This is a genomic window from Pectobacterium sp. HCp5_1 (genome assembly GCF_032905925.1).
In the GTDB taxonomy this organism is placed as follows: domain Bacteria; phylum Pseudomonadota; class Gammaproteobacteria; order Enterobacterales; family Enterobacteriaceae; genus Pectobacterium; species Pectobacterium brasiliense_A.
The window spans coordinates 28,800-48,301 of record NZ_JAUMIO010000007.1; the positions used below are offsets into that span (position 1 = coordinate 28,800).

General features: G+C 53.9%; 16 protein-coding genes, 1 tRNA gene and 1 pseudogene. 9 read left to right on the forward strand and 9 right to left on the reverse strand.

All coding sequences use genetic code 11. The features are described from left to right. Positions 1–10 precede the first annotated feature (10 nt). A complete protein-coding gene (locus Q3A88_RS07440; RefSeq protein ID WP_010299606.1) occupies positions 11–259 on the reverse strand; it encodes a helix-turn-helix domain-containing protein in 249 nt (82 codons plus the stop codon). Positions 260–286: 27 nt separating this feature from the next. On the opposite strand from Q3A88_RS07440, the pseudogene Q3A88_RS07445 reads away from it, so the two are divergent. Further along, positions 287–355: pseudogene (locus Q3A88_RS07445) on the forward strand (transcriptional regulator); the annotation flags it as partial. A 139-nt stretch (positions 356–494) separates the two neighbouring features. Here the strand turns inward: Q3A88_RS07445 and Q3A88_RS07450 are convergent. Beyond that, positions 495–570: transfer RNA gene (locus Q3A88_RS07450), tRNA-Phe, on the reverse strand. 802 nt (positions 571–1,372) lie between these two features. On the opposite strand from Q3A88_RS07450, the gene Q3A88_RS07455 reads away from it, so the two are divergent. After that, positions 1,373–3,526, forward strand: a complete 2,154-nt coding sequence (locus tag Q3A88_RS07455; RefSeq protein ID WP_094432193.1) for an ornithine decarboxylase — start codon at positions 1,373–1,375, stop codon at positions 3,524–3,526. 60 nt (positions 3,527–3,586) lie between these two features. Here the strand turns inward: Q3A88_RS07455 and ansP are convergent, their stop codons facing one another. The 3 genes from ansP to Q3A88_RS07470 all read right to left on the reverse strand — a co-directional run bounded on the left by ansP (position 3,587) and on the right by Q3A88_RS07470 (position 6,787). Next, entirely contained in the window at positions 3,587–5,038 is a 1,452-nt protein-coding gene (ansP, locus tag Q3A88_RS07460) for an L-asparagine permease (RefSeq protein ID WP_110163538.1), read from the reverse strand. A gap of 299 nt (positions 5,039–5,337) precedes the next feature. Further along, positions 5,338–6,078 (reverse strand): SDR family oxidoreductase, encoded by a 741-nt coding sequence (locus tag Q3A88_RS07465; RefSeq protein WP_317177715.1) that lies wholly within the window; start codon positions 6,076–6,078, stop codon positions 5,338–5,340. 79 nt (positions 6,079–6,157) lie between these two features. After that, positions 6,158–6,787, reverse strand: coding sequence for a TetR/AcrR family transcriptional regulator (locus tag Q3A88_RS07470; protein ID WP_317177671.1), 630 nt, complete (start codon positions 6,785–6,787; stop codon positions 6,158–6,160). 287 nt (positions 6,788–7,074) lie between these two features. Between Q3A88_RS07470 and Q3A88_RS07475 the strand changes: the two genes are divergently transcribed. The 3 genes from Q3A88_RS07475 to Q3A88_RS07485 all read left to right on the forward strand — a co-directional run bounded on the left by Q3A88_RS07475 (position 7,075) and on the right by Q3A88_RS07485 (position 10,412). Further along, complete coding sequence (locus tag Q3A88_RS07475) at positions 7,075–8,298, forward strand: Tm-1-like ATP-binding domain-containing protein (protein WP_317177672.1); 1,224 nt, start codon at positions 7,075–7,077, stop codon at positions 8,296–8,298. A gap of 13 nt (positions 8,299–8,311) precedes the next feature. Then, entirely contained in the window at positions 8,312–9,145 is an 834-nt protein-coding gene (locus Q3A88_RS07480; RefSeq protein WP_014914381.1) for a phosphoenolpyruvate hydrolase family protein, read from the forward strand. A gap of 223 nt (positions 9,146–9,368) precedes the next feature. Continuing rightward, positions 9,369–10,412 carry an alpha/beta hydrolase family protein gene (locus Q3A88_RS07485; RefSeq protein WP_317177673.1) on the forward strand — a complete coding sequence of 348 codons (1,044 nt, stop codon included), beginning with the start codon at positions 9,369–9,371 and terminating at the stop codon, positions 10,410–10,412. Here Q3A88_RS07485 and Q3A88_RS07490 read toward each other — a convergent pair. From Q3A88_RS07490 to mutY, 4 genes are all read right to left on the reverse strand, one after another. Next, positions 10,375–11,466 (reverse strand): helix-turn-helix domain-containing protein, encoded by a 1,092-nt coding sequence (locus Q3A88_RS07490; RefSeq protein ID WP_317177674.1) that lies wholly within the window; start codon positions 11,464–11,466, stop codon positions 10,375–10,377. The genes Q3A88_RS07485 and Q3A88_RS07490 overlap by 38 nt on opposite strands. Before the next feature lie 95 nt (positions 11,467–11,561). Further along, positions 11,562–12,635: a membrane-bound lytic murein transglycosylase MltC gene (gene mltC / locus Q3A88_RS07495; protein WP_010282844.1), complete on the reverse strand. Its 1,074-nt coding sequence runs from the start codon at positions 12,633–12,635 to the stop codon at positions 11,562–11,564. Positions 12,636–12,687: 52 nt separating this feature from the next. Further along, complete coding sequence (locus Q3A88_RS07500; protein ID WP_014700955.1) at positions 12,688–12,960, reverse strand: oxidative damage protection protein; 273 nt, start codon at positions 12,958–12,960, stop codon at positions 12,688–12,690. Then, positions 12,957–14,063 (reverse strand): A/G-specific adenine glycosylase, encoded by a 1,107-nt coding sequence (gene mutY, locus Q3A88_RS07505; protein ID WP_317177675.1) that lies wholly within the window; start codon positions 14,061–14,063, stop codon positions 12,957–12,959. Before mutY ends, Q3A88_RS07500 begins: the two co-directional genes overlap by 4 nt. Positions 14,064–14,228: 165 nt before the next feature. Here mutY and trmB point away from each other — a divergent pair, with 165 nt between their 5' ends. From trmB to Q3A88_RS07525, 4 genes are all read left to right on the forward strand, one after another. After that, the gene (gene trmB / locus Q3A88_RS07510) at positions 14,229–14,948 is read left to right on the forward strand and encodes a tRNA (guanosine(46)-N7)-methyltransferase TrmB (protein WP_014914388.1); all 720 of its coding nucleotides are present in this window, start codon (positions 14,229–14,231) and stop codon (positions 14,946–14,948) included. Between the two features lies 1 nt (position 14,949). Beyond that, on the forward strand, positions 14,950–15,294 hold the full coding sequence (locus Q3A88_RS07515; protein ID WP_010282853.1) for a YggL family protein: 345 nt from the start codon (positions 14,950–14,952) through the stop codon (positions 15,292–15,294). 114 nt (positions 15,295–15,408) lie between these two features. Further along, entirely contained in the window at positions 15,409–16,122 is a 714-nt protein-coding gene (locus Q3A88_RS07520; protein WP_010282855.1) for a DUF2884 domain-containing protein, read from the forward strand. A gap of 390 nt (positions 16,123–16,512) precedes the next feature. Further along, positions 16,513–19,488, forward strand: a complete 2,976-nt coding sequence (locus tag Q3A88_RS07525; protein WP_317177676.1) for an autotransporter domain-containing protein — start codon at positions 16,513–16,515, stop codon at positions 19,486–19,488. Positions 19,489–19,502 lie beyond the last annotated feature (14 nt).

The following is a 19,502-nucleotide window of genomic DNA, read 5'->3' on the forward strand; positions in this document are numbered from 1 at the left end:
ATGATCCTCTTTAACCAAGCGCTTTATATTTTGCAGGGATCTTAGCAATAATGCTGGCGGGGTCTAGAGAAAGTAAACGGGCGATATGGATGAATTCTACAATGTCTAACCTTCTTTCCCCGTTCTCAACTTTGGCGATAAACGATTGAGGACGATCCAGCGCTAGCGCCAGGTTTCCCTGCGTGATCCCTTTGGCAATGCGTGCTTCACGTAATGCCTTGATAACGATTTGATATTCATCAGAGTAAACAGAAGCCATCGATTCAACCCCATAGATAATTTCTGAACAAGACATTGGCTCAAAGGCGAGAGGTTAATTGCCTGCGCATTGGGAAAGCAACCGGAGGAGATCTAGCCGTCACGTTATCGGAGTGTGAGACCGAATCATGGGAAAGGGGAGGCGGGATAACGCGCTCGTAGAGAACGAGACCCAGTTCAGAACCCCGTTCCTCAAAAGCAAAAAACCAGCCGTTAGGCTGGTTTCTTTAAATTAGTGGTGCCCGGACTCGGAATCGAACCAAGGACACGAGGATTTTCAATCCTCTGCTCTACCGACTGAGCTATCCGGGCAACGGGGCGCATTAAACCGTATTGGCCACGTGGCGTCAATGGGTTTCTGTCACAAAGCGGAGCGCCTGCGCTATTTTCAGGCAATTGTATTATTTGCTAGCCGATTCCTGGCGATCCTTTCAGCACGCTTATACCCGTCATACTTCAAGTTGCATGTGCGTTGGCTTCGCTCAGTCACCCGAATCACTTACCTGAGTAAGCTCATCTGGACTCCTTTCCTTGCCGCCTTCCTGAAACTCGAATTATTTAGGGTATGGCGTGGTAACGTTTATTCCTGATTCGTGCGGCATGTTTCGTTGCACTTTTTACCACCTTGAGTGCGGGCTGGATTGTTGAATTTGATGAAAAATAATGCCACTATTGCGCGGTTTTTAACGTCTCGTTCACCTGAACGCCCCTTTAAGCGTAGTTAGCGTATAGCTAAAAGAGGATCGCCGATATGTCAGATTCATTGCTCATGGTGTCGCATGCTCGCGCCAGTTCGTTGATGATGCCATTGCGCTTTTCTTCTTATCATCACTGCGCGGTTTGCTTTTCTCCCCGTCGATTATCCTCCTTCACCATGCGGTGAGGCGTTCGTTCGCTCGCTGTTAGGCATGAGTAAAAATAGAGTACGGCTCTGCTTTTACTGATGTCTATCGGATGGTGCTGGCTCCAGTTTTTCCATTCTTAGCCTACAGTTTACCTGTAGGGATCATACGCTTGTCGTTATTGATTGGCATTGTGATTGGTCGGGATTGTTATCCCTGAACGGTGTCTTCCAGGCACGTACACTTACCTTTAACCGTTTGGGTTTGGTTACATGAAACAGTTAAAAATTGCGGCGAATGCAGCGGTTGGCACCCGTTTAACCACAACGCGCGAGATTGTCGCGTTGAGTCAGACTGACTTCACGGATGTGGCGGCGGTCGTGGTTTCTATTGAGGAAGCCCGTAGCGGCATTCTGTCGATATTGCAGCACACCGGTTTTAGCATTCCGGCGTTTGTCGAAGAGCCTGATGAAGATAAAGAGTTAGATGTTCTGCCAGCGGGTAGCGAATGGCTGATTCTCGATGATGAAGGCGAGCACGCAAGCGTGCTGGAGCGCGCGGCGAAGGCCTATCAGGACGCGCTGTTGCCACCGTTTTTCGATACGCTGACCAAATACGTCAACATGAAAAACACGACGTTTGCTTGCCCGGGGCATCAGGGCGGCCAGTTCTTCCGCAAGCACCCGGCGGGGCGTCAGTTTTTTGAGTTTTACGGTGAGAACGTGTTTCGTTCGGACATCTGTAACGCGGACGTCAAACTGGGCGATTTGCTGATCCACGAAGGGGCGGCGAAGAAGGCACAGAAGCACGCTGCGCGCGTGTTTAATGCCGATAAAACCTATTTTGTGTTGAACGGCACCTCTTCGGCGAACAAAGTGGTGACGAACGCGCTGCTGGCGCGCGGCGATCTGGTGCTGTTTGATCGCAACAACCATAAATCCAACCATCACGGTGCGCTGATTCAGGCGGGCGCGACGCCAGTTTATCTGGAAACCGTGCGCAACCCGTTTGGCTTTATCGGCGGCGTGGATGCGCATTGTTTTGATGAAGCCTATCTGCGCAAGCTGATCGCGGAAGTCGCGCCGGAACGCGCCAACGAGCCGCGCCCGTTCCGTCTGGCCGTTATCCAGCTTGGCACCTATGACGGCACGATTTATAACGCGCGTCAGGTGGTCGATAGCATCGGGCACCTGTGCGACTACATTCTGTTTGACTCCGCCTGGGTCGGCTACGAGCAGTTTATCCCGATGATGGAGCAGTGTTCGCCGCTGTTGCTGGATCTGAATGAGAACGATCCGGGGATTTTCGTGACGCAGTCGGTGCATAAGCAGCAGGCCGGCTTCTCCCAGACTTCGCAGATCCATAAAAAAGATACGCATATCAAAGGCCAGCGCCGTTTCTGCAACCATAAACAGCTGAATAACGCTTTTATGCTGCACGCCTCAACGAGCCCGTTTTACCCGCTGTTCGCCGCGCTAGACGTCAATGCCAAAATGCACGAAGGGGCAAGTGGGCGTCGTATGTGGATGGACTGCGTGAAGCTGGGCATTGAGGCGCGTAAGCAGCTGCTGACGCGTTGTTCGCTCATCAAACCGTTCGTGCCTGTGACGGTGGGCGGCGCGCTTTGGCAGGATCACGACACGGAGACCATCGCGCAGGACGTGCGCTTCTTCAACTTTGAGCCGGGCGAGAAATGGCATGCGTTCGAAGGGTACGCTGAGGATCAGTATTTTATCGATCCTTGCAAGTTACTGCTGACGACGCCGGGTATTGATGCGATCAGCGGCGATTATACCGAATTTGGTATTCCGGCGACGATCCTGGCCAACTACCTGCGCGAGCACGGCATCATCCCTGAAAAATGCGACATGAACTCGATCCTGTTCCTGCTAACGCCAGCGGAAGACGCTGCAAAAATGCAGGAGCTGGTGAATGCGCTGGTGCATTTCGAAACGCTGATCGCCCGCGATGCACCGCTGAGCGAAGTGCTGCCTAGCCTGTATCAAAAATACAAAGAGCGTTATCGCGGTTACCGGCTGCGTCGGCTGTGTCAGGAAATGCATGATTTTTACGCTCAGCACAACGTGAAAGATCTGCAAAAAGCGATGTTCCGCAAAACCGAGTTTCCATCCGTGGTGATGTTGCCGCAGGATGCCAACAGAGAATTTGTGCGCGGGAATATCGAGCTGATTCCTATCGACGAAGCAGAAGGACGTATCGCAGCGGAAGGCGCATTACCGTATCCGCCGGGCGTACTGTGCGTCGTGCCGGGGGAAACCTGGGGCGGGGCGGTACAGCGCTATTTTCTGGCGCTGGAAGCGGGCATTAACCTGCTGCCGGGCTTCTCTCCGGAATTGCAGGGCGTTTACAGCGTCGCGGAAGAAGATGGCAGCAAGCGCCTGTACGGTTACGTAGTAGAACAGTAATTACGGATAGCGGTAAGCTAAGACACTCAGGCTCGGAAACGAGCCTGAGTTTTTTCTGTCTTAACGCAGGCTGGATTCCTGCGGGTCGGCGAGCTTCACGGCTTCACGCTGCTTTTTCAGCCCGCGCCAGCCGATAATCAGCATGATCGCCAGTACCGGAATTGTCGCAACCGTCCAGGTACCGTTCGGGTAATCAAACGCCATCAATCCCAGCACACTGACCAGAAAAGCCAGCGTCAGCCATGATGTCACAGGCGCACCGGGCATTTTGAACGCCACCGGCTTGGCTTTCCCCTGACGAATCGCTTTACGCAACTGCATCTGGCACAGAATGATGAATGCCCAGGAACAGATAATGCCGAGCGAAGCGATATTCAGGACAATCTCGAACACCTGCGACGGCACCACGTAGTTCAGCACCACGCCGATAATGTGGATGCCGACCGTGACTAAAATACCGGTATAGGGAACGGACTGGTTGCTCATTTTCGACAGGAAAGCGGGAGCCGAACCACCCAGCGATAGCGAGCGCAGGATGCGTCCCGTCGAGTACAGACCGGAATTCAGGCTGGACAGCGCGGCGGACAGCACCACGATATTCATGATCGTCCCGATATAGGGCACGCCCAGCTTGCTGAAGAAGGTCACAAACGGGCTTTGTCCTGCCTGATAGGCGTTCCACGGCAGCAGGCAGACCAACAGCGCGACGGAGCCGACGTAGAACAGGCCGATACGCCAGATGACGCTGTTGACTGCTTTCGGCAGCACCTGCTCCGGGTTCTTACATTCGCCTGCGGTTGTCCCGATGATCTCGATACCGGCAAAGGCAAATATCACCCCTTGAACCAGCACCAGAGCGGGCAGAATGCCGTGCGGGAACAGGCCGCCGTTATCGGTAATCAGGTGCAGGCCGGGCGTGTTGCCATCCAACGGGCTGCCAGTACCGAGATAAACCGTGCCGACCACTAGAAAAATGGCGATAGCCGCGACCTTAATTAGTGCGAACCAGAACTCCATTTCGGCAAACCACTTCACACCAATCAGGTTCATCAGCGTGACGATGGACAGCGCACCCAGCGCGAACAGCCACTGTGGGACATCGGCAAACGTGCCCCAGTAGTGCATGTAGAGCGCGACGGCGGTGATGTCGACGATCCCGGTCATCGCCCAATTGAGGAAGTACATCCAGCCTGCCACGTAGGAGGCCTTTTCACCCAGAAACTCACGTGAGTACGACACGAAGCTGCCGCTGGTGGGGCGATGCACGATCAGTTCACCCAGCGCGCGCAGGATGAAAAAAGAGAAAATGCCACAAACCAGATAGACCAGCGCCAGCGCTGGCCCCGCCATTTGCAGACGCGCACCTGCGCCAAGGAACAGCCCGGTGCCGATGGAGCCGCCAATGGCGATCATCTGCACATGGCGATTGCCGAGACTTTGGTGATAACCCTTTTCGTGGAGACGTTGCTCGGCGGCATGACGCTCGCCATGAGGGAAGGAATGTTGTGTCATTGGTGTCCGTGCTTTCCTGTCTGTCACGCATCTCTTGGCGACGCGTTCGCTATTATTATTTCTAATTCAAATGGTTATGTTTTTGCCTGTGACATTTTTTATAGTGCACTGAGCGCGGCCAGTCGCATGGCAGAAAACAACGGCAGCGATGCTACCTTTTCCTGTGTGCTGTGGCAAAAAATGGAGAGAAGGAAAGTGTGTCAGAGCGTGATGGTGTGGGGCGCGGGGTATCAGACGGGAAATACACCGCCCCAGTTAGGCGATCAAAACCGGGACGGGAAAAGCAAAAAAGCGACAGTTTATGCGCCTACATCTGCGCGCGTCGGCCCCTGAAAATGGATGGCGTTGATATGGCAACTGCGCGGTTGGATGAGCACGAAACGCATAGTTTCCCATATCGAGCGGGCGTTCAGCAGATGCTCGCCCATTTTTTCCCCGCTAGCGGGATTGTCATCAAAGCCGGTGACCTCAAAATCTGGCGGATAAAATCCTGTCACGCGGATATTTTCCTGCGCGACATGATGCGCCAGATTCTGGCTAAAACCGCTCATGCCGTGCTTGGCGGCGAAGAAGGCAGGGTGGGCGATAGAGTCGTGGAACTGCGGGATGCCGCAGACGGAAACCATCGCCAGAATGTCGGCACTCTGTGAACGGCGTAAGCTTGGCAATAGCGCTTTGGTGAGTAGGATAGAACCGGTCAGGCCAGAGTTGATGGTACTGACGATATCCGTATCGGTGTCTTCTTCCCCCAATGCGCCTTCCAGCCATTGGGCGGCGCTGAGTACCAGAATATCGATGGGCGTGCTGTCTTCCAGCAGCTGTGCGGAAAAATCTCTGACCGAATCAGGGTTGGCAATATCGCACTGATACGCGCGTGCCGTTCCGCCTTCCTGATGAATGATGCCGACGCTGGCTTGTGCATCGGCCAGTTTGCGGGCGCAAAGATCGACCTTCACCCCTTCGCGAGCCAGCCAGACGGATACCGCTTGTCCAAAATCGCGGCCACCGCCAGTGACAATCGCGCGTTTACCTTTCAGCATCATGTGTTCCCTTGGCAATGTGTGTTCTTCCGTTGCTGCGTATCCGGTGACAGGACGGGACGCAGCATAAATGTGTTCGTTAGGTTTTCTGTGAAGTTGCCTGTGCGGCGTCTTCTTCCGCCTGCCGTAAAATGGCTTTGGCGACCCACTGCGTGACATCCTGAATGCCGTCTTCTTCCAGATGCCAGATATCTTTCAGCACCAGGAAAACCTCAGAACCATAAATAAGCGATAAGGCATAAATCACCCGCTGTTGTGCTTCCGGCGTGATTTTTCCTTCCAGCGGTTCAGTGGCAATCTTGAGCAGGCGTTTACGATTACCACGCGTCAGCGTATCCGTATGCAGGCGATTAGAACGGCGATCGGCCCATTGTTGTAGTGACAGATGCAGTGCGGCACGCAGCGCACCTTCATGTTCCAGCATCCTTGGATAGGCAAAGCGCAGCAGTTCGGCAACGCGTTCGCTGGCATCCGGCTGTGTCGGGTGCCACGCCAGAATCGGGCCGAGGCTTTCACCGACAACGGCGGAGACTAACGCACTTTGCGTCGGAAAATAGCGGTAGGCCGTCGCGCGTGAAAGCTGAGCCGCAGCGGCAACATCCGTAATGGAAGGGAATATGCCTTGATCGAACATATTCATGGCAGTATCAATTAGTAAACGACGGGTTTTCGCCCGTGTTGATGTCAGTTTTTCATCCCGTTCAATCACATAGACCTCATTGAATTTTCGGGCCGGACGCTATCGGGCAGCACGGCGTGTCGCCTGAACTATAGCAAATTGAGTGATTCTTGTGCCACGTCAAGCTTTCTTACTGTTAATGTAATGCCATACATAACATTTTGAGACTTTTGTCTCATTTGGGTATTTAATGATTTGTCTTTCTGATACTCAAGTCTCAATATGGCGACAAATTAATCTTACCTGTTTTTGGTTTCTTGTAATTGTTATTTATATCAATCTGTTAATTGTTTCGCTAACGGTGGGAGGGATACCAAGTGGGAAGTGAAGTTGGCAGCGTTTATATTGCAAGTACCGCTGATACTAAAGGAAAAGAACAGATTTACGTCCGCGATCTGATTGCCGCTACGGGCTTAAAAACCGTCACGGTCGACCTGTCGACGACACCGTCGTCAGCAGAGACACGGGTGTCAGAGGCGACAGATATCAGCGCCGCAACGGTGGCCTCTTACCATCCGCAGGGCGCATCGGCGGTGTTTTGCCATGACAGAGGTCAGGCGATTAGCGCCATGGCCGTTGCGTTTGAGCACTTCATGCTGTCTCGCAATGATATTGCCGGGGTGCTGGGTCTCGGTGGCTCCGGCGGAACCGCGCTGATTACGCCCGCGATGCAGGCGTTACCGATTGGTATGCCGAAGCTGATGGTCTCGACGATGGCCTCCGGCGATATCTCCGGTTATATCGGTGCCAGCGATATCAGCATGATGTATTCCGTTACCGATGTGGCGGGTCTGAACCGCATTTCTCGTCAGGTTCTCGGCAACGCCGCGCACCAGATCGCCGGCGCCGTGAAGTTTCATATTCAGGAACATCATGACGATAAGCCCGCGATTGGCCTGACCATGTTTGGTGTCACGACGCCGTGCATTCAGGAAGCCAGTGCATTGCTGGAAGCGGAGTTTGACTGTCTGGTCTTTCACGCGACGGGCAGCGGTGGGAAAGCAATGGAAAAGCTGGTGGACAGCCATTTGCTCACTGGCGTGCTCGATCTCACCACGACTGAGGTGTGCGATTTACTGTTTGATGGTGTGCTGGCCTGCGGGCCGGAACGGTTTGATGCGATAGCCAAGACGCAGGTGCCTTACGTGGCGTCCTGCGGCGCGCTGGATATGGTGAATTTTGGTTCCCCCGCCAGCGTGCCGGAGAAATACGCACATCGCCTGTTCTACAACCACAACGCGCAGGTCACCCTGATGCGGACGACGATAGATGAAAATATCGCGATGGCACGCTGGATTGGGGAGAAGCTGAACCGCTGTGAAGGCGAGGTGCGCTTCCTGATTCCGGAAGGCGGCTTCTCCGCGCTGGATGCACCGGAGCAGGCATTCTGGCACCCGGAAGCACGCGACGCGTTTATCAGCACGCTGGAGAGCGTCGTGCAGCAAACGGCAAGACGACAGATTATTCGTCTGCCTTTCCATATTAACGATCCTTTATTTGCCCATGCCGCTGTTGATGCGTTTCGGGAATTAGTGAAATAAGAAGGGAAAAAGTATGAAGTCAGGCATGAATCGTCAGGAACTGCTGGCAAAATTCCGCGAAATGATCGCGCGCCGCGAACCGATTATCGGCGGTGGTGCAGGAACAGGCCTTTCCGCGAAATGTGAAGAAGCGGGCGGTATCGATCTGATCGTGATCTACAACTCCGGGCGCTATCGCATGGCGGGACGAGGTTCGCTGGCTGGCCTGTTGGCTTACGGCAATGCGAATGAGATTGTTGTGGATATGGCGAAAGAGGTGCTGCCCGTTGTGAAGCACACGCCAGTGCTGGCGGGCGTAAACGGGACCGATCCTTTCTGCCAGTTTGATAAGTTTCTGGATGACCTGAAAGCGCTGGGTTTTTCTGGTGTGCAGAACTTCCCAACCGTTGGGCTGATTGACGGTAATTTCCGCGCCAATCTGGAAGAAACCGGCATGGGATATGCGCTGGAAGTGGACATGATTCGTCTGGCGCATGAAAAAGACATGCTGACCACGCCTTACGTGTTCAGTGCGGCAGATGCCGTCGCGATGACGAAAGCGGGGGCGGATATTATTGTGCCGCACATGGGGTTAACCACCGGCGGTAACATTGGCGCGGAAACTGCACTTAATCTGGCGGATTGCGTGCCGTTGATTAATCACTGGGCGGATGAAGCGAAATCCATCCGTAAGGATGTGATTGTGCTGTGCCACGGCGGGCCGATTTCAACACCGCAGGACGCACAGTTCATTATGGATCACTGTCCGCAGTGCGATGGTTTTTACGGTGCCAGCTCTATGGAACGGCTGCCGACAGAAACTGCGTTAACGGCTACTACACAGCAATTCAAAAAAATTAAGCGTTAACAGACTTTTTTGGTTCTATACCCAACGGACTTCCTAAAGCAGGAAAGAAGGAAGAAAGGCGGGTAAATTTTGCGTCAATATCAGGGAATGCGGCCAGCACATGCTGGCCGTAGTTTTTTGTGTATTAAACAGAGGTACTAAATAGCGTTTTAGGTCGCATCGGCAAGAAAGTCATTGTTATAAATGCTATTTTTCACAGTGCAGAAACTTCGGAGAAATAGGTATGACATGGCGTATCACGATAGGGTTGATAACGAATTTACTACTCAGCTTTGGCGTTATGGCAAACGCGGGCATTGGGTTTCAACAAATAAGGTTAGCGGATGAGGCCACTAACAGGCCGTTGGACGTCGCCGTATTTTATCCGGCTTCGTCATCATCGCAGACGACGACCATTGGTGAAAATATTGTTTTTCTCGGCATCGCTGTGAGTAAAAATGCCGTACCTGAATCCGGTGAGCATCCCTTGATTGTCGTTTCACACGGCTACGGCGGGAGTTGGTTTAATCAATTTTGGTTGGCACAGGCGTTGGTTAAACAAGGCTATATTGTCGCCGCGCCCAACCACCCCGGAACCACCTTTAAAGATATGCGGACCGAGAAGGCTCAGGCATTGTGGCAACGGCCTCATGACCTCAGTCGCGTGATTACGGCATTACTCGCCACGCCAGAAAAAACGGGGCAGGTTGATGCGAAGCGCATTGCCGCAGTGGGGCACTCACTCGGGGGATGGACGGTACTTGAGCTGGCTGGTGGGCGCTTTAGTACGGAGCAATTTGAGAAGGATTGCTTGACGCACGCTGGGCTGGCGTCCTGCAAGGTGTATGAAAAGATGCAGGTTGCAAAAAATGCCGCATCGCCTGCGCAGCTTGATAAATCACTCGCGGATCCACGTATTAGCGCCGTGATTTCGCTGGATATGGGGCTGGCGCGAGGGTTTACCGCAGAGAGTCTGGCGGCGATAAACATTCCTATCTTGATTATGGCGGCGGGGTATCCCAATGAGGAATTACCCGCCAGGCTGGAATCCCACGATCTGGCGCAGAAGCTGTCGCCAGCGCATTCAGCGTATAAAGAAATTGCCGACGCAACGCATTTTAGTTTTATGCAGCTTTGTAAACCGGGCGCCGTTGAGATTATCAACGCCGAGAACCCGGGCGATGGCATGATTTGTCTCGACGGCGGTGAGCGTTCGCGTGAGCAGATCCATCAGGAAGTTGGGAAGGATGTCAGCGATTTTCTTCAGGCGGCGTGGCGGAAGCCGTAGTCTGTTCCTGAAGTGGGTACTGACTACGCCAGACGCTCGGACTTACCCCCGTTAGCCGCAAAAATTCGCGGTTGAAGTTTGATTTAGTCTGAAACCCGCTGGCCAGCATGATATCTGTGATTCGGTCATCCGTTTGGCTGAGGAGGCGCTTAGCCTCCTCGATGCGGTATTCGTTCATCACCTGCGAGAAATTACGACCGTGAACGCGGTTGATGGTTTCGGACAGGCGTCTGAGCGGTATGCCCATACGCCTGCTCAGACGTTGAAGCGTCATGCCCGGATCTGTGTACAGCGCGTGAGTGCGGATGAAATCATCTAACGCTTTCGCGAGCTGGTGTTCGTCTTCGGTGGCGGGTACGGCTTCAGGCTTCTGGTCAGGCGGAACGACAAGCCCTGCCTGCGCAGACGTGCGGTATGTGACGATCAGCAGGGTCAATATCGCCAGCATGACGATGTGGAATGCGGTGATGATGGTTGCTGCGCTATTGCCGCTGTAGAACGCGATATCCAGAGCAATGACGGTGTCGATAGCACCGGAGATAAGCACATACAGCCCGGCGATAAACGGCGCGCTTTTCCATCTGGGTGATGACGTTTGCAGGCGGCGAGCGCGGTAAATCAGCACTGCCCCATAACCGAAGTAAATACTCACCAGCATCAGATCGATAAGCGGAACGGGTGTTCTGCTCTGGATGGTGCCTGCGCCAAGGATGAGTAAAGGCGGTAACAGGTGCCAGAGAGAGCGTCGGCGTCTGCGGGTTATGTCCTCAGATGCTTTGTCGCCGTGGGTGAAAAGGCACAGCCATAGCAGCGGCGGAATCAATGCGGCAATCGCGGGTTGAATAAACGCGGGTAAGGCAACATGACTGCCCCAACGTAACGCCACCAGCGTCAGGGCAAGACAGCTTACGCCGATGAGTACCGCTTCTGCCGTTGCTCTGCGTTTTTTGGTGTTCTTGTTATGAGAAGGGTTGTGAATAGCCAGAAACTGGATGCGAAAAAACAAAATAACCAGCAGAAGTGCGGTAATAAATGGTAACGGAATCGCGGTCATCGTGTTTATCAACAACGTTATTGTAGATATCTGGTCTGATGAAACCGCGCTACCGGAGTAAACCCGGTAGCGCGGCGTTCTGTGGTGCGCGTGAATTAGCGGCGGTAATTTTTCTGTGCCGTGTTCACTTTGTACAGATAGCGACGTGATTCGCCAGACGGGTGCTTCGTCGTCAGCGTTTGGTAGACATCGCTCGGTGACATGTTGTTGATAATGCCCACGGCGCGATCGCGATCGCTGGAGAATACGCGCAATACGCTGCCTGCGCCACCGTTATACGCGGTGATGACGGCGTAGCGTTTCGACGTCGGGTTCTCAATGCCGGCCAGATAGCTGTTCTTCAGAATCGACAGATAGGCGGTACCCGCGTCGATGTTTTGTTCTGGATCGAACAGATAGCTGCGGCTTGGCTGTCCCCATTTCCCTTTCATCTTGAAGACGTCGCGTCCTGCGCTGTGTTGCACCACCTGCATTAGACCCAGCGCATCGGAACGGCTGACGGCATAAGGGTTGAAGCTCGATTCTGTCTGCATAATCGCCAGAATCAGCGACTCTTCAATACCGTAACGCTCGGAGGCTTTACGCACCAGCGGCAGGTATTTGTGCGCACGTTTGTCCAGATGGTTAGGGACGAGCTGCATCGTGACCGACCAGATAACGTGCATGCCGGAGGTGCGTTTTTGCAGACGGTTCTGGAGCAGATAATCTGCAAAGCTGGCGGCACGGCCTTCCCAGCGGATCGGCTGTCCGGTGTTATCCAGCACCTGTCCGTACAGCAGCGGTTCGCGGCTGATTTGAATATCGTTAGCGTCGGAATACAGATCGGTGTTACTGGCGTCATCGCCCATCAGCAGGGTCGTGATAATCGCCTGGCGCAGGCTGGCAACGGAATTGGTTGCCGAAATGGTTTCGATCGTGATTGACCCGGCATCAAAGTTGATGTGGCTACGCGTCTTATATTGATCGGTGTATTTGACGTAGTCTTTCGGGCCGGCGATCAGTACTTCATTCATCCCCCAGATATTTTCGATGTTGTTGGCGAACTGGCCCATCAAAATATCGAAGGCGTTGGTATCCTTGAGAAACTCTTCGTCGTTGGCATTCCCTTTGTTTCCTGAACAGGAAACCAGCAGTGGTGCAATCACCAGCAGAGCTAACATTTTCTTCATATAACAAGCCGTGTCGGAATGGGGACGTAAGCGGGCCCGAAAGCCCGCAATCTCAGTGGCTCGGAGGCGTATAGCCTTCGATGTGTACGTCCTTCCCTTCAAACAGGAATTTGATCATTTCCTGTTCCAGCAGCTTACGGTCGTCAACATTCATCATGCTGAGTTTTTTCTCGTTGATCAGCATGGTTTGTTTGGTTTGCCACTGCGCCCAGGCTTCTTTGGAAATGTCGTTATAGATGCGCTTGCCCAGATCGCCGGGATAGAGCTGGAAATCCTGCCCTTCGGCGTCGCGTTGTAAAAAAGTACAAAAAATCGTTCTGCTCATGCTTCTTCCTCATCAATTTCGCAGGCTTTCAAATGTGTTGACTGCGGGTGAGCCAACTCCCTCAGCAAGCGTTCTACCGGGGCGGCCAGTCCGACAGACGGCGGCTGCGCTAAGTTATACCAGAGACCTGCACCGTCATCCATGCAGGACCGGTTTTGTGAGCGGTCGGTCTGCGATACGTCCAGCCAGAGCGGAACGATATCCAGATGAAAATGGCTAAATGTATGGCGAAACGCGACAAGCTGTTGCAATCCATCAGGATTCAGACCGCGTTGTTGCAGCCAGAGTTCCAATTCCCGACGTTCGCTGAACTGTGGGAAGCAAAATAGCCCGCCCCACAGGCCGACGGCAGGGCGCTGTTGCAGCCAGACCTGAGAACCCTGTTGCATCAGCAGGAACCAGCCGGTTTTCTCCGGCAGCGTCTGCTTCGGTTTCTTGCCGGGGTATTGCGCCCAGCTGTGGTTGGCATAGGCAATGCAGCCGGTGTTCAGCGGGCACAGCTCGCACTTGGGGCGACTGCGGGTGCAGACCATCGCACCGAGATCCATCATCGCCTGATTAAACTGGCTGACGCCCTCGGCTGGCGTGACGTCTTCACTCCGTGCCCACAGTTTCTTTTCGACCTCTTTCTTGCTCGGCCAGCCGTCAATGGCGTAGCAGCGTGCCAGCACGCGCTTCACGTTACCGTCGAGAATGGGATAATGCTGGCCGAGAGCGAGCGACAGCACCGCGCCGGCGGTGGAACGTCCGACGCCTGGTAATGCCGCGACTTCATCAAAGGTGGTGGGGAATTCGCCGCCGTGACGTGACACGATGGTCTGTGCCGCTTTGTGCAGGTTGCGCGCGCGGGCGTAGTAGCCCAGCCCGGTCCACAAGTGGAGCACTTCGTCCAGCGGCGCTGCCGCCAGTGCGTTTACGTTCGGAAAGCGTTCCATAAAGCGTTGGAAATAGGGAATAACCGTGGTGACCTGCGTTTGTTGCAACATCACTTCGGATAGCCATACTTTATAGGGAGTTTTCTCAAGCTGCCACGGCAGGGTTTTGCGGCCATAGCGTTGGTACCAGTCCAGCACCTGATGGGCGAACTGTTGCGCTTGCATCATAAAATGGGGTCACTATCCGGCAGGTAAAAAGTTTGATAGCGATTCCAGCACAGAGTGAATGTGCTGTAAACCGGAACTTTCCGAGGTAGCGGGCTTGCTAAACCACGGTATCCTTGCATAATGCGCGTTTCCTTAATGAAATCGGACAGCAAGTAAGCACTCTTTATGATTAACAACGTCATTTCACCGGAATTTGATGAAAATGGGCGCCCGATGCGTCGTATCCGCAGTTTTGTCCGCCGTCAGGGGCGTTTGACGAACGGACAACAGCTGGCGCTGGATAACTACTGGCCGGTGATGGGCGTGGAATATCAGACCGAGCTGGTCGATTTTAACGCGCTATTTGGTCGTGACGCGCCGGTAGTGCTGGAAATTGGGTTTGGGATGGGCGCCTCGCTGGTGACGATGGCGGCACAGCATCCTGAGCAGAATTTCCTCGGCATCGAAGTTCACCTGCCGGGCGTGGGGGCCTGTCTCGCTGCCGCACAGGAGGCGGGAATCAGCAATCTGCGCGTGATGTGTCACGATGCGGTCGACGTGCTGATGAATATGATCCCGGATGGCTCGCTGTCCATGGTTCAACTTTTCTTCCCAGACCCGTGGCATAAAGCCCGCCATAATAAACGCCGTATCGTCCAGGTACCTTTTGTCCAACTGGTACAGAGTAAGCTGAAAGTCGGCGGCGTGTTCCATATGGCAACAGACTGGGAACCTTATGCGCAACATATGCTCGAAGTGATGACCTCTGTCACCGAGTACCGTAATCTTTCCAATAATAATGAGTACGTTGAGCGGCCGGAGTCCCGTCCGCTGACGAAATTTGAAGCACGTGGCCAGCGTTTGGGGCATGGCGTGTGGGATCTGATGTTTGAGAGGATAAAATAAAATGGCACAAGCTCGTAGCCGTCGTTTACGTAAAAAGCTTCATATCGATGAGTTTCAGGAATTAGGTTTTTCTGTCAGCTTCCGCTTTCCAGAAGGCACTAGCGTAGAAGATATCGATCAACTGATGGATAAGTTCGTTGACGACGTCATTGAACCACAAGGACTGGCATTTGAAGGCAGCGGTTATTTGCTCTGGGAAGGCCTGATCTGTCTGCAAAAAGTTGGTCACTGCACCGAAGAGCATCGCCAACTGGTTAGCCGCTGGTTGGAAGAGCAGAAACTGACGGACGTGAAAGTCAGCAACCTGTTCGATATCTGGTGGGATCTGCCAGAACACCTGCTGTAATCCTTGGTCTTATCAAGGCATGCCTGAGCTGATTCTGGCTCAGGCGTTATCCGCCTCTTCAACGGGCGGATTACCGCTCTCCCGCTACTGCCGTTGTTTTCTTCAGGAGAAAATATGTCGCGTAAAATAACCCTGGGTTTATTGATGTTGCTGTCCTGGCAAGCGCAGGCAGCCTACCAGTGCAACGTGAACCCGCAGGACGACATCATTATCAGTCCGCAACACGTACAGGTCGTGGGTGCCAGCGGCAATTTACAACTCTCCCCGCAGGGCGATATCGTCCGTAACGGTACGCCGCTGACTCTGAATGCCGAACAGCGCCAGAAGGCCAAAGCCTATCAGGCAGATTTACGCCAGCAGCTGCCGTGGATCGATCAGGGCGCGCAGCAGCATCTTGAAAAAGCGCGAGTCGCGCTGGATAACGTCATCGTGCAGGAGCTTGGCAGCGACAGCAATGTGCGCAATCGTCTGACTACGCTGGATAAACAGCTCAAGCAGCAGATGAACCGAATTATCGAACACCGCACCGATGGCCTGACGTTTCACCATCAGGCGATTAAGCAAGTTGAGCAAGATGGCAAGCAGCTCGTGCAGCAAAGCATGGGCGGCGTCTTGCAGGACAGCCTGAACGAAATGGGCGTGAAACAGATGTCCAGCGGCGGCAACCCGCTACAGGCGATGATGGGCAACCTCGGTGGTTTGCAGAAAGCGATTCAGGCCGAATGGAACAATCAGGAACTGGAGTTCCAGCGCTTCGGCAATGACGTATGTAGCCGCGTCACATCGCTGGAAAACCAGCGCAAGAGTCTGTTGCAGACGCTGAAGTAAACTGGCGTCGCTTAAGGAAACGGGCTGAGGCCCGTTTTTTGATCGTCCTTTTCCTCTCATCCCTTCTCCGTATTTTCCCTTTCGGTCTGACCGCTTTACCTGTAACTGAGTGCCTCATGAAATTCATTGATTGTTACCTTCATGCGTTATGATTATTTGTACTAGTAACATAGAGTGACAATCACATTTGTGTTCGAACAGGGTGTCGTCAATGCTCTCGATGTGGAAAATCCATCCTTTCAAAAATAATCCTTTTAACAACCATTTCTTTAAAAGTAATTCATGTAAAAACAATGAAATATGTATCGCGGCGACGTCGCGGCATGCCGATATGAACGGTGGTCGTGATGGTGCTCGTTGTCGTGTGCTTGCGATGGGGTTACTGCTGTTTTGTCCTGTAACATATGGGGAGCGGATAATTTTCGCACGGCGGAGTATGAGCGAAACGGTGCCGCACTGGATTCGATCAACGCGGCAGAAGCCTACAGTCTCGGTTTCTCGGGGAAAGGCGTTGGCGTTGCGGTCATTGATGCGACCGGCGAACTGAGCGGTGATGAATTTGCCGGACGGGTGGATTCGGGCGCGGGGTGGATCTCATCGCCATGGAATGGGGCATTTCATGGCTACGCGGTTGCAGGCGTCATTGGTGCGGCGAAAAACGATAGCGGCATTCACGGCATCGCCTATCAGGCGACGCTGCTGCCGTTAGGAACCACTTTTTCATCGGATACATTGGTTAACGCCCAGCTTAACGTGCTCGACCGTCCAGATATCAAGATCGTCAATAATAGCTGGGGATACCGAATATTTAACGACACGGTGCAGACATTCAGCGCCGATCGTCAGGTTGAACTGCTGGACGGCATCATCAATAACAATATGGTGATTGGTACGGAGATGGCAAAACAGGGTCAGTTAACGGTGTTTGCTGCCGGGAACGAAGGGCATCTGACGCCGTCGATTATTGCTGGGCTGCCAACGCTATTAGATGCCTACGGCATTGACAATACGATTGCCAATAACTGGTTAAATGTCGTGGCTTACGATCCTTCTCAACGTCCTTCCAGCGCCGCGTTTATTGCCTCATTCAGCAATCTGGGGTTTGGGTCATCGGCTTATACGTTGCTTGCGCCGGGCGTGAATATTGTTTCTACCAGAGATGCGAACACCACCGACACATTCAGCGGCACATCGTTTGCGACACCTTACGTTTCGGGTGTTGCCGCGCTGGCATCTGAGGCGTTTCCCTATCTGAACGGTAAGCAACTCGCTGATATTCTTTTGTCTACGGCGACGCCGCTCACGGGGAGTAACACCCCGCGTGCGGTGTTGCTCATCCACAAGAACTACGATGACCATCAAAACTATCTCAGTAGTGACCTCAATGTTTACGCGACGGGCAATGCCGTTACGTTTAGCGATGAGGAAATGACCGTCTTTCTGGCGCGGGTCAGAGAGGATGCGTTCTTCGATAATCTTACGGATGAACAGGTGCGCAGCGCGATTCGTGCCTGCGCCAGCGCGCAAAATATCAATGTGCTTACGACGGAGGATTACCAGTCGCTGTTTGGTCAGGGGATGGTTAATGCGTACAAAGCGGTGCAGGGGCCGGGCGCATTGAATGCCCAGAGGCTAAGCAATAGCGATCTCAGTAGTGGAACGTTTAACGGTAACTACGCGATCTACGGGGTTGATACGCAAGGATATTCCAGCACCTGGAGCAATGACATCGCACAGGTGAAAAATACGACCAGCAGCAGTCCTCTGTATCAGTTGGATGTCGGCCTGCGTAAGCAGGGCGCAGGGGCGCTTTATCTGACGGGCAATAACACCTATCTCGGGCCGACCATTGTCGAAGGCGGCAGCGTCGTGGTGGGCAGAGTGGCGCAGGGAAGCGGCAGCCTAGCGGGGGATGTCTGGGTGCAATCTGCGGCGACGCTGGGCGGGCACGGCAACATCGCCGGTACCGTCACGCTTGAGAACGGCTCCACGCTTTCGCCCGGCGCATCCGTTGGCACATTAACGGTCGGCAATGTGGTGTTTCAGCCCGGCAGTCTTTATCACTATGAGATTGATGAGCAGGGGAACGCCGATGGCCTGAATGTTACACGGGATGCGACACTGGCGGGCACCGTGGTGCTGGATGCGCCTTCGCAGTCATTGGGCGATCGATTTACCCTGTTGAATGTCGGTGGCACCCTGAGCGGCAGCTTTGATGGTTTAACGTCCAACTCAACCCAGCCTTTCCTGCAAGATACGCTGAGCTATGGCAACAAGCAGGCTTATCTGGACGTGGTACGCAATAATCGCGCCTTTAATGACGTTGCTACCAGTCTTAATCAACGCGCCGTTGCGCAGACGATCGAGAGCCAGAATAGTGGGCCGGTTTTCTCTGCTATCGCGAACAGCCGCAGTGAAGCGACCGCACGGGCTGCCTTTGATAACCTCGATGGCGAGATCTACGCCGCCTCGCGTGCCGCATTGCTCCAGCGTAGCCGGTACGTGCGAGACGGGATCAACAGCGCGCTGCACGATGAAAATGCACAATCGCTTTGGCTGAGTACGTGGGCGAACAAGGGGCAGTTCGATGAGACCGCGGAATCCTCACGCGTTAACCACAGCGGCTATGGCTTCTTAATCGGTAACGGTAGCCCTGTCGGCGAAAGCAGCACGCTGGGTGTCGTTGTCGGTGCAGAGAAAAGCAAGATCAAAACCGATGCGCGTGCCGCCAGTAATGATGTGACGGCTTATCACGTTGGCAGCTATTGGGGAACGAGCTATAGCGGCATCGCATGGCGCTCTGGTCTAGTCTACAGCTATCTGGATATGGGCAGCGAGCGAGACATTCAGGTGCCCGGACTCACGAGCCGCGCGCAGGCAGATTATCATGCGCACCTTTTTCAGGGGTTTGCAGAAGGAAGCCATCGGTTTGCGTTCAATGACAGCTTAAGCGTCGAGCCTTATGGCAACCTCTCGTATGCCTGGCTCGATCTCGCGGGCGGTCAGGAACACGGTAGCGCCGCTGCGCTGCGCTGGGAACGTCAGGACAGCGGGGCGGGATACTCAACGCTGGGCTTACGCGGTGAGGCGCGTTGGTCTTCACTCTCACCTGTTCGGCTTTATGCCGATGCGGGCTATCAGCGACGCCTGACGCCGGATCGTAATCAAACGCGGCTGAGTTTTGTGCAAGGCGGCGATGCTTATACCGTCCACTCTGCCACTGACGATCGAGATGCGCTGCTAGTGCGGGCGGGCGTCACGTTGGCGATTAAGCAAAATGCGACGCTGTTGCTGGGCTACCAGGGCCTGGTGAGCGATAAAATGAGCGAAAACAGTGCCAACATGCAGTTTGGCTTCACATTCTGATACTCGAAAATCAT

What these genes read in the sequence shown, in the direction of transcription:
- Q3A88_RS07440 (WP_010299606.1), bottom strand. Translation starts at nt 259, where the DNA reads ATGGCTTCTGTTTACTCTGATGAATATCAAATCGTTATCAAGGCATTA.
- Q3A88_RS07455 (WP_094432193.1), top strand. Translation starts at nt 1,373, where the DNA reads ATGAAACAGTTAAAAATTGCGGCGAATGCAGCGGTTGGCACCCGTTTA.
- ansP (WP_110163538.1), bottom strand. Translation starts at nt 5,038, where the DNA reads ATGACACAACATTCCTTCCCTCATGGCGAGCGTCATGCCGCCGAGCAA.
- Q3A88_RS07465 (WP_317177715.1), bottom strand. Translation starts at nt 6,078, where the DNA reads ATGCTGAAAGGTAAACGCGCGATTGTCACTGGCGGTGGCCGCGATTTT.
- Q3A88_RS07480 (WP_014914381.1), top strand. Translation starts at nt 8,312, where the DNA reads ATGAAGTCAGGCATGAATCGTCAGGAACTGCTGGCAAAATTCCGCGAA.
- Q3A88_RS07485 (WP_317177673.1), top strand. Translation starts at nt 9,369, where the DNA reads ATGACATGGCGTATCACGATAGGGTTGATAACGAATTTACTACTCAGC.
- Q3A88_RS07490 (WP_317177674.1), bottom strand. Translation starts at nt 11,466, where the DNA reads ATGACCGCGATTCCGTTACCATTTATTACCGCACTTCTGCTGGTTATT.
- mltC (WP_010282844.1), bottom strand. Translation starts at nt 12,635, where the DNA reads ATGAAGAAAATGTTAGCTCTGCTGGTGATTGCACCACTGCTGGTTTCC.
- Q3A88_RS07500 (WP_014700955.1), bottom strand. Translation starts at nt 12,960, where the DNA reads ATGAGCAGAACGATTTTTTGTACTTTTTTACAACGCGACGCCGAAGGG.
- mutY (WP_317177675.1), bottom strand. Translation starts at nt 14,063, where the DNA reads ATGATGCAAGCGCAACAGTTCGCCCATCAGGTGCTGGACTGGTACCAA.
- trmB (WP_014914388.1), top strand. Translation starts at nt 14,229, where the DNA reads ATGATTAACAACGTCATTTCACCGGAATTTGATGAAAATGGGCGCCCG.
- Q3A88_RS07515 (WP_010282853.1), top strand. Translation starts at nt 14,950, where the DNA reads ATGGCACAAGCTCGTAGCCGTCGTTTACGTAAAAAGCTTCATATCGAT.
- Q3A88_RS07520 (WP_010282855.1), top strand. Translation starts at nt 15,409, where the DNA reads ATGTCGCGTAAAATAACCCTGGGTTTATTGATGTTGCTGTCCTGGCAA.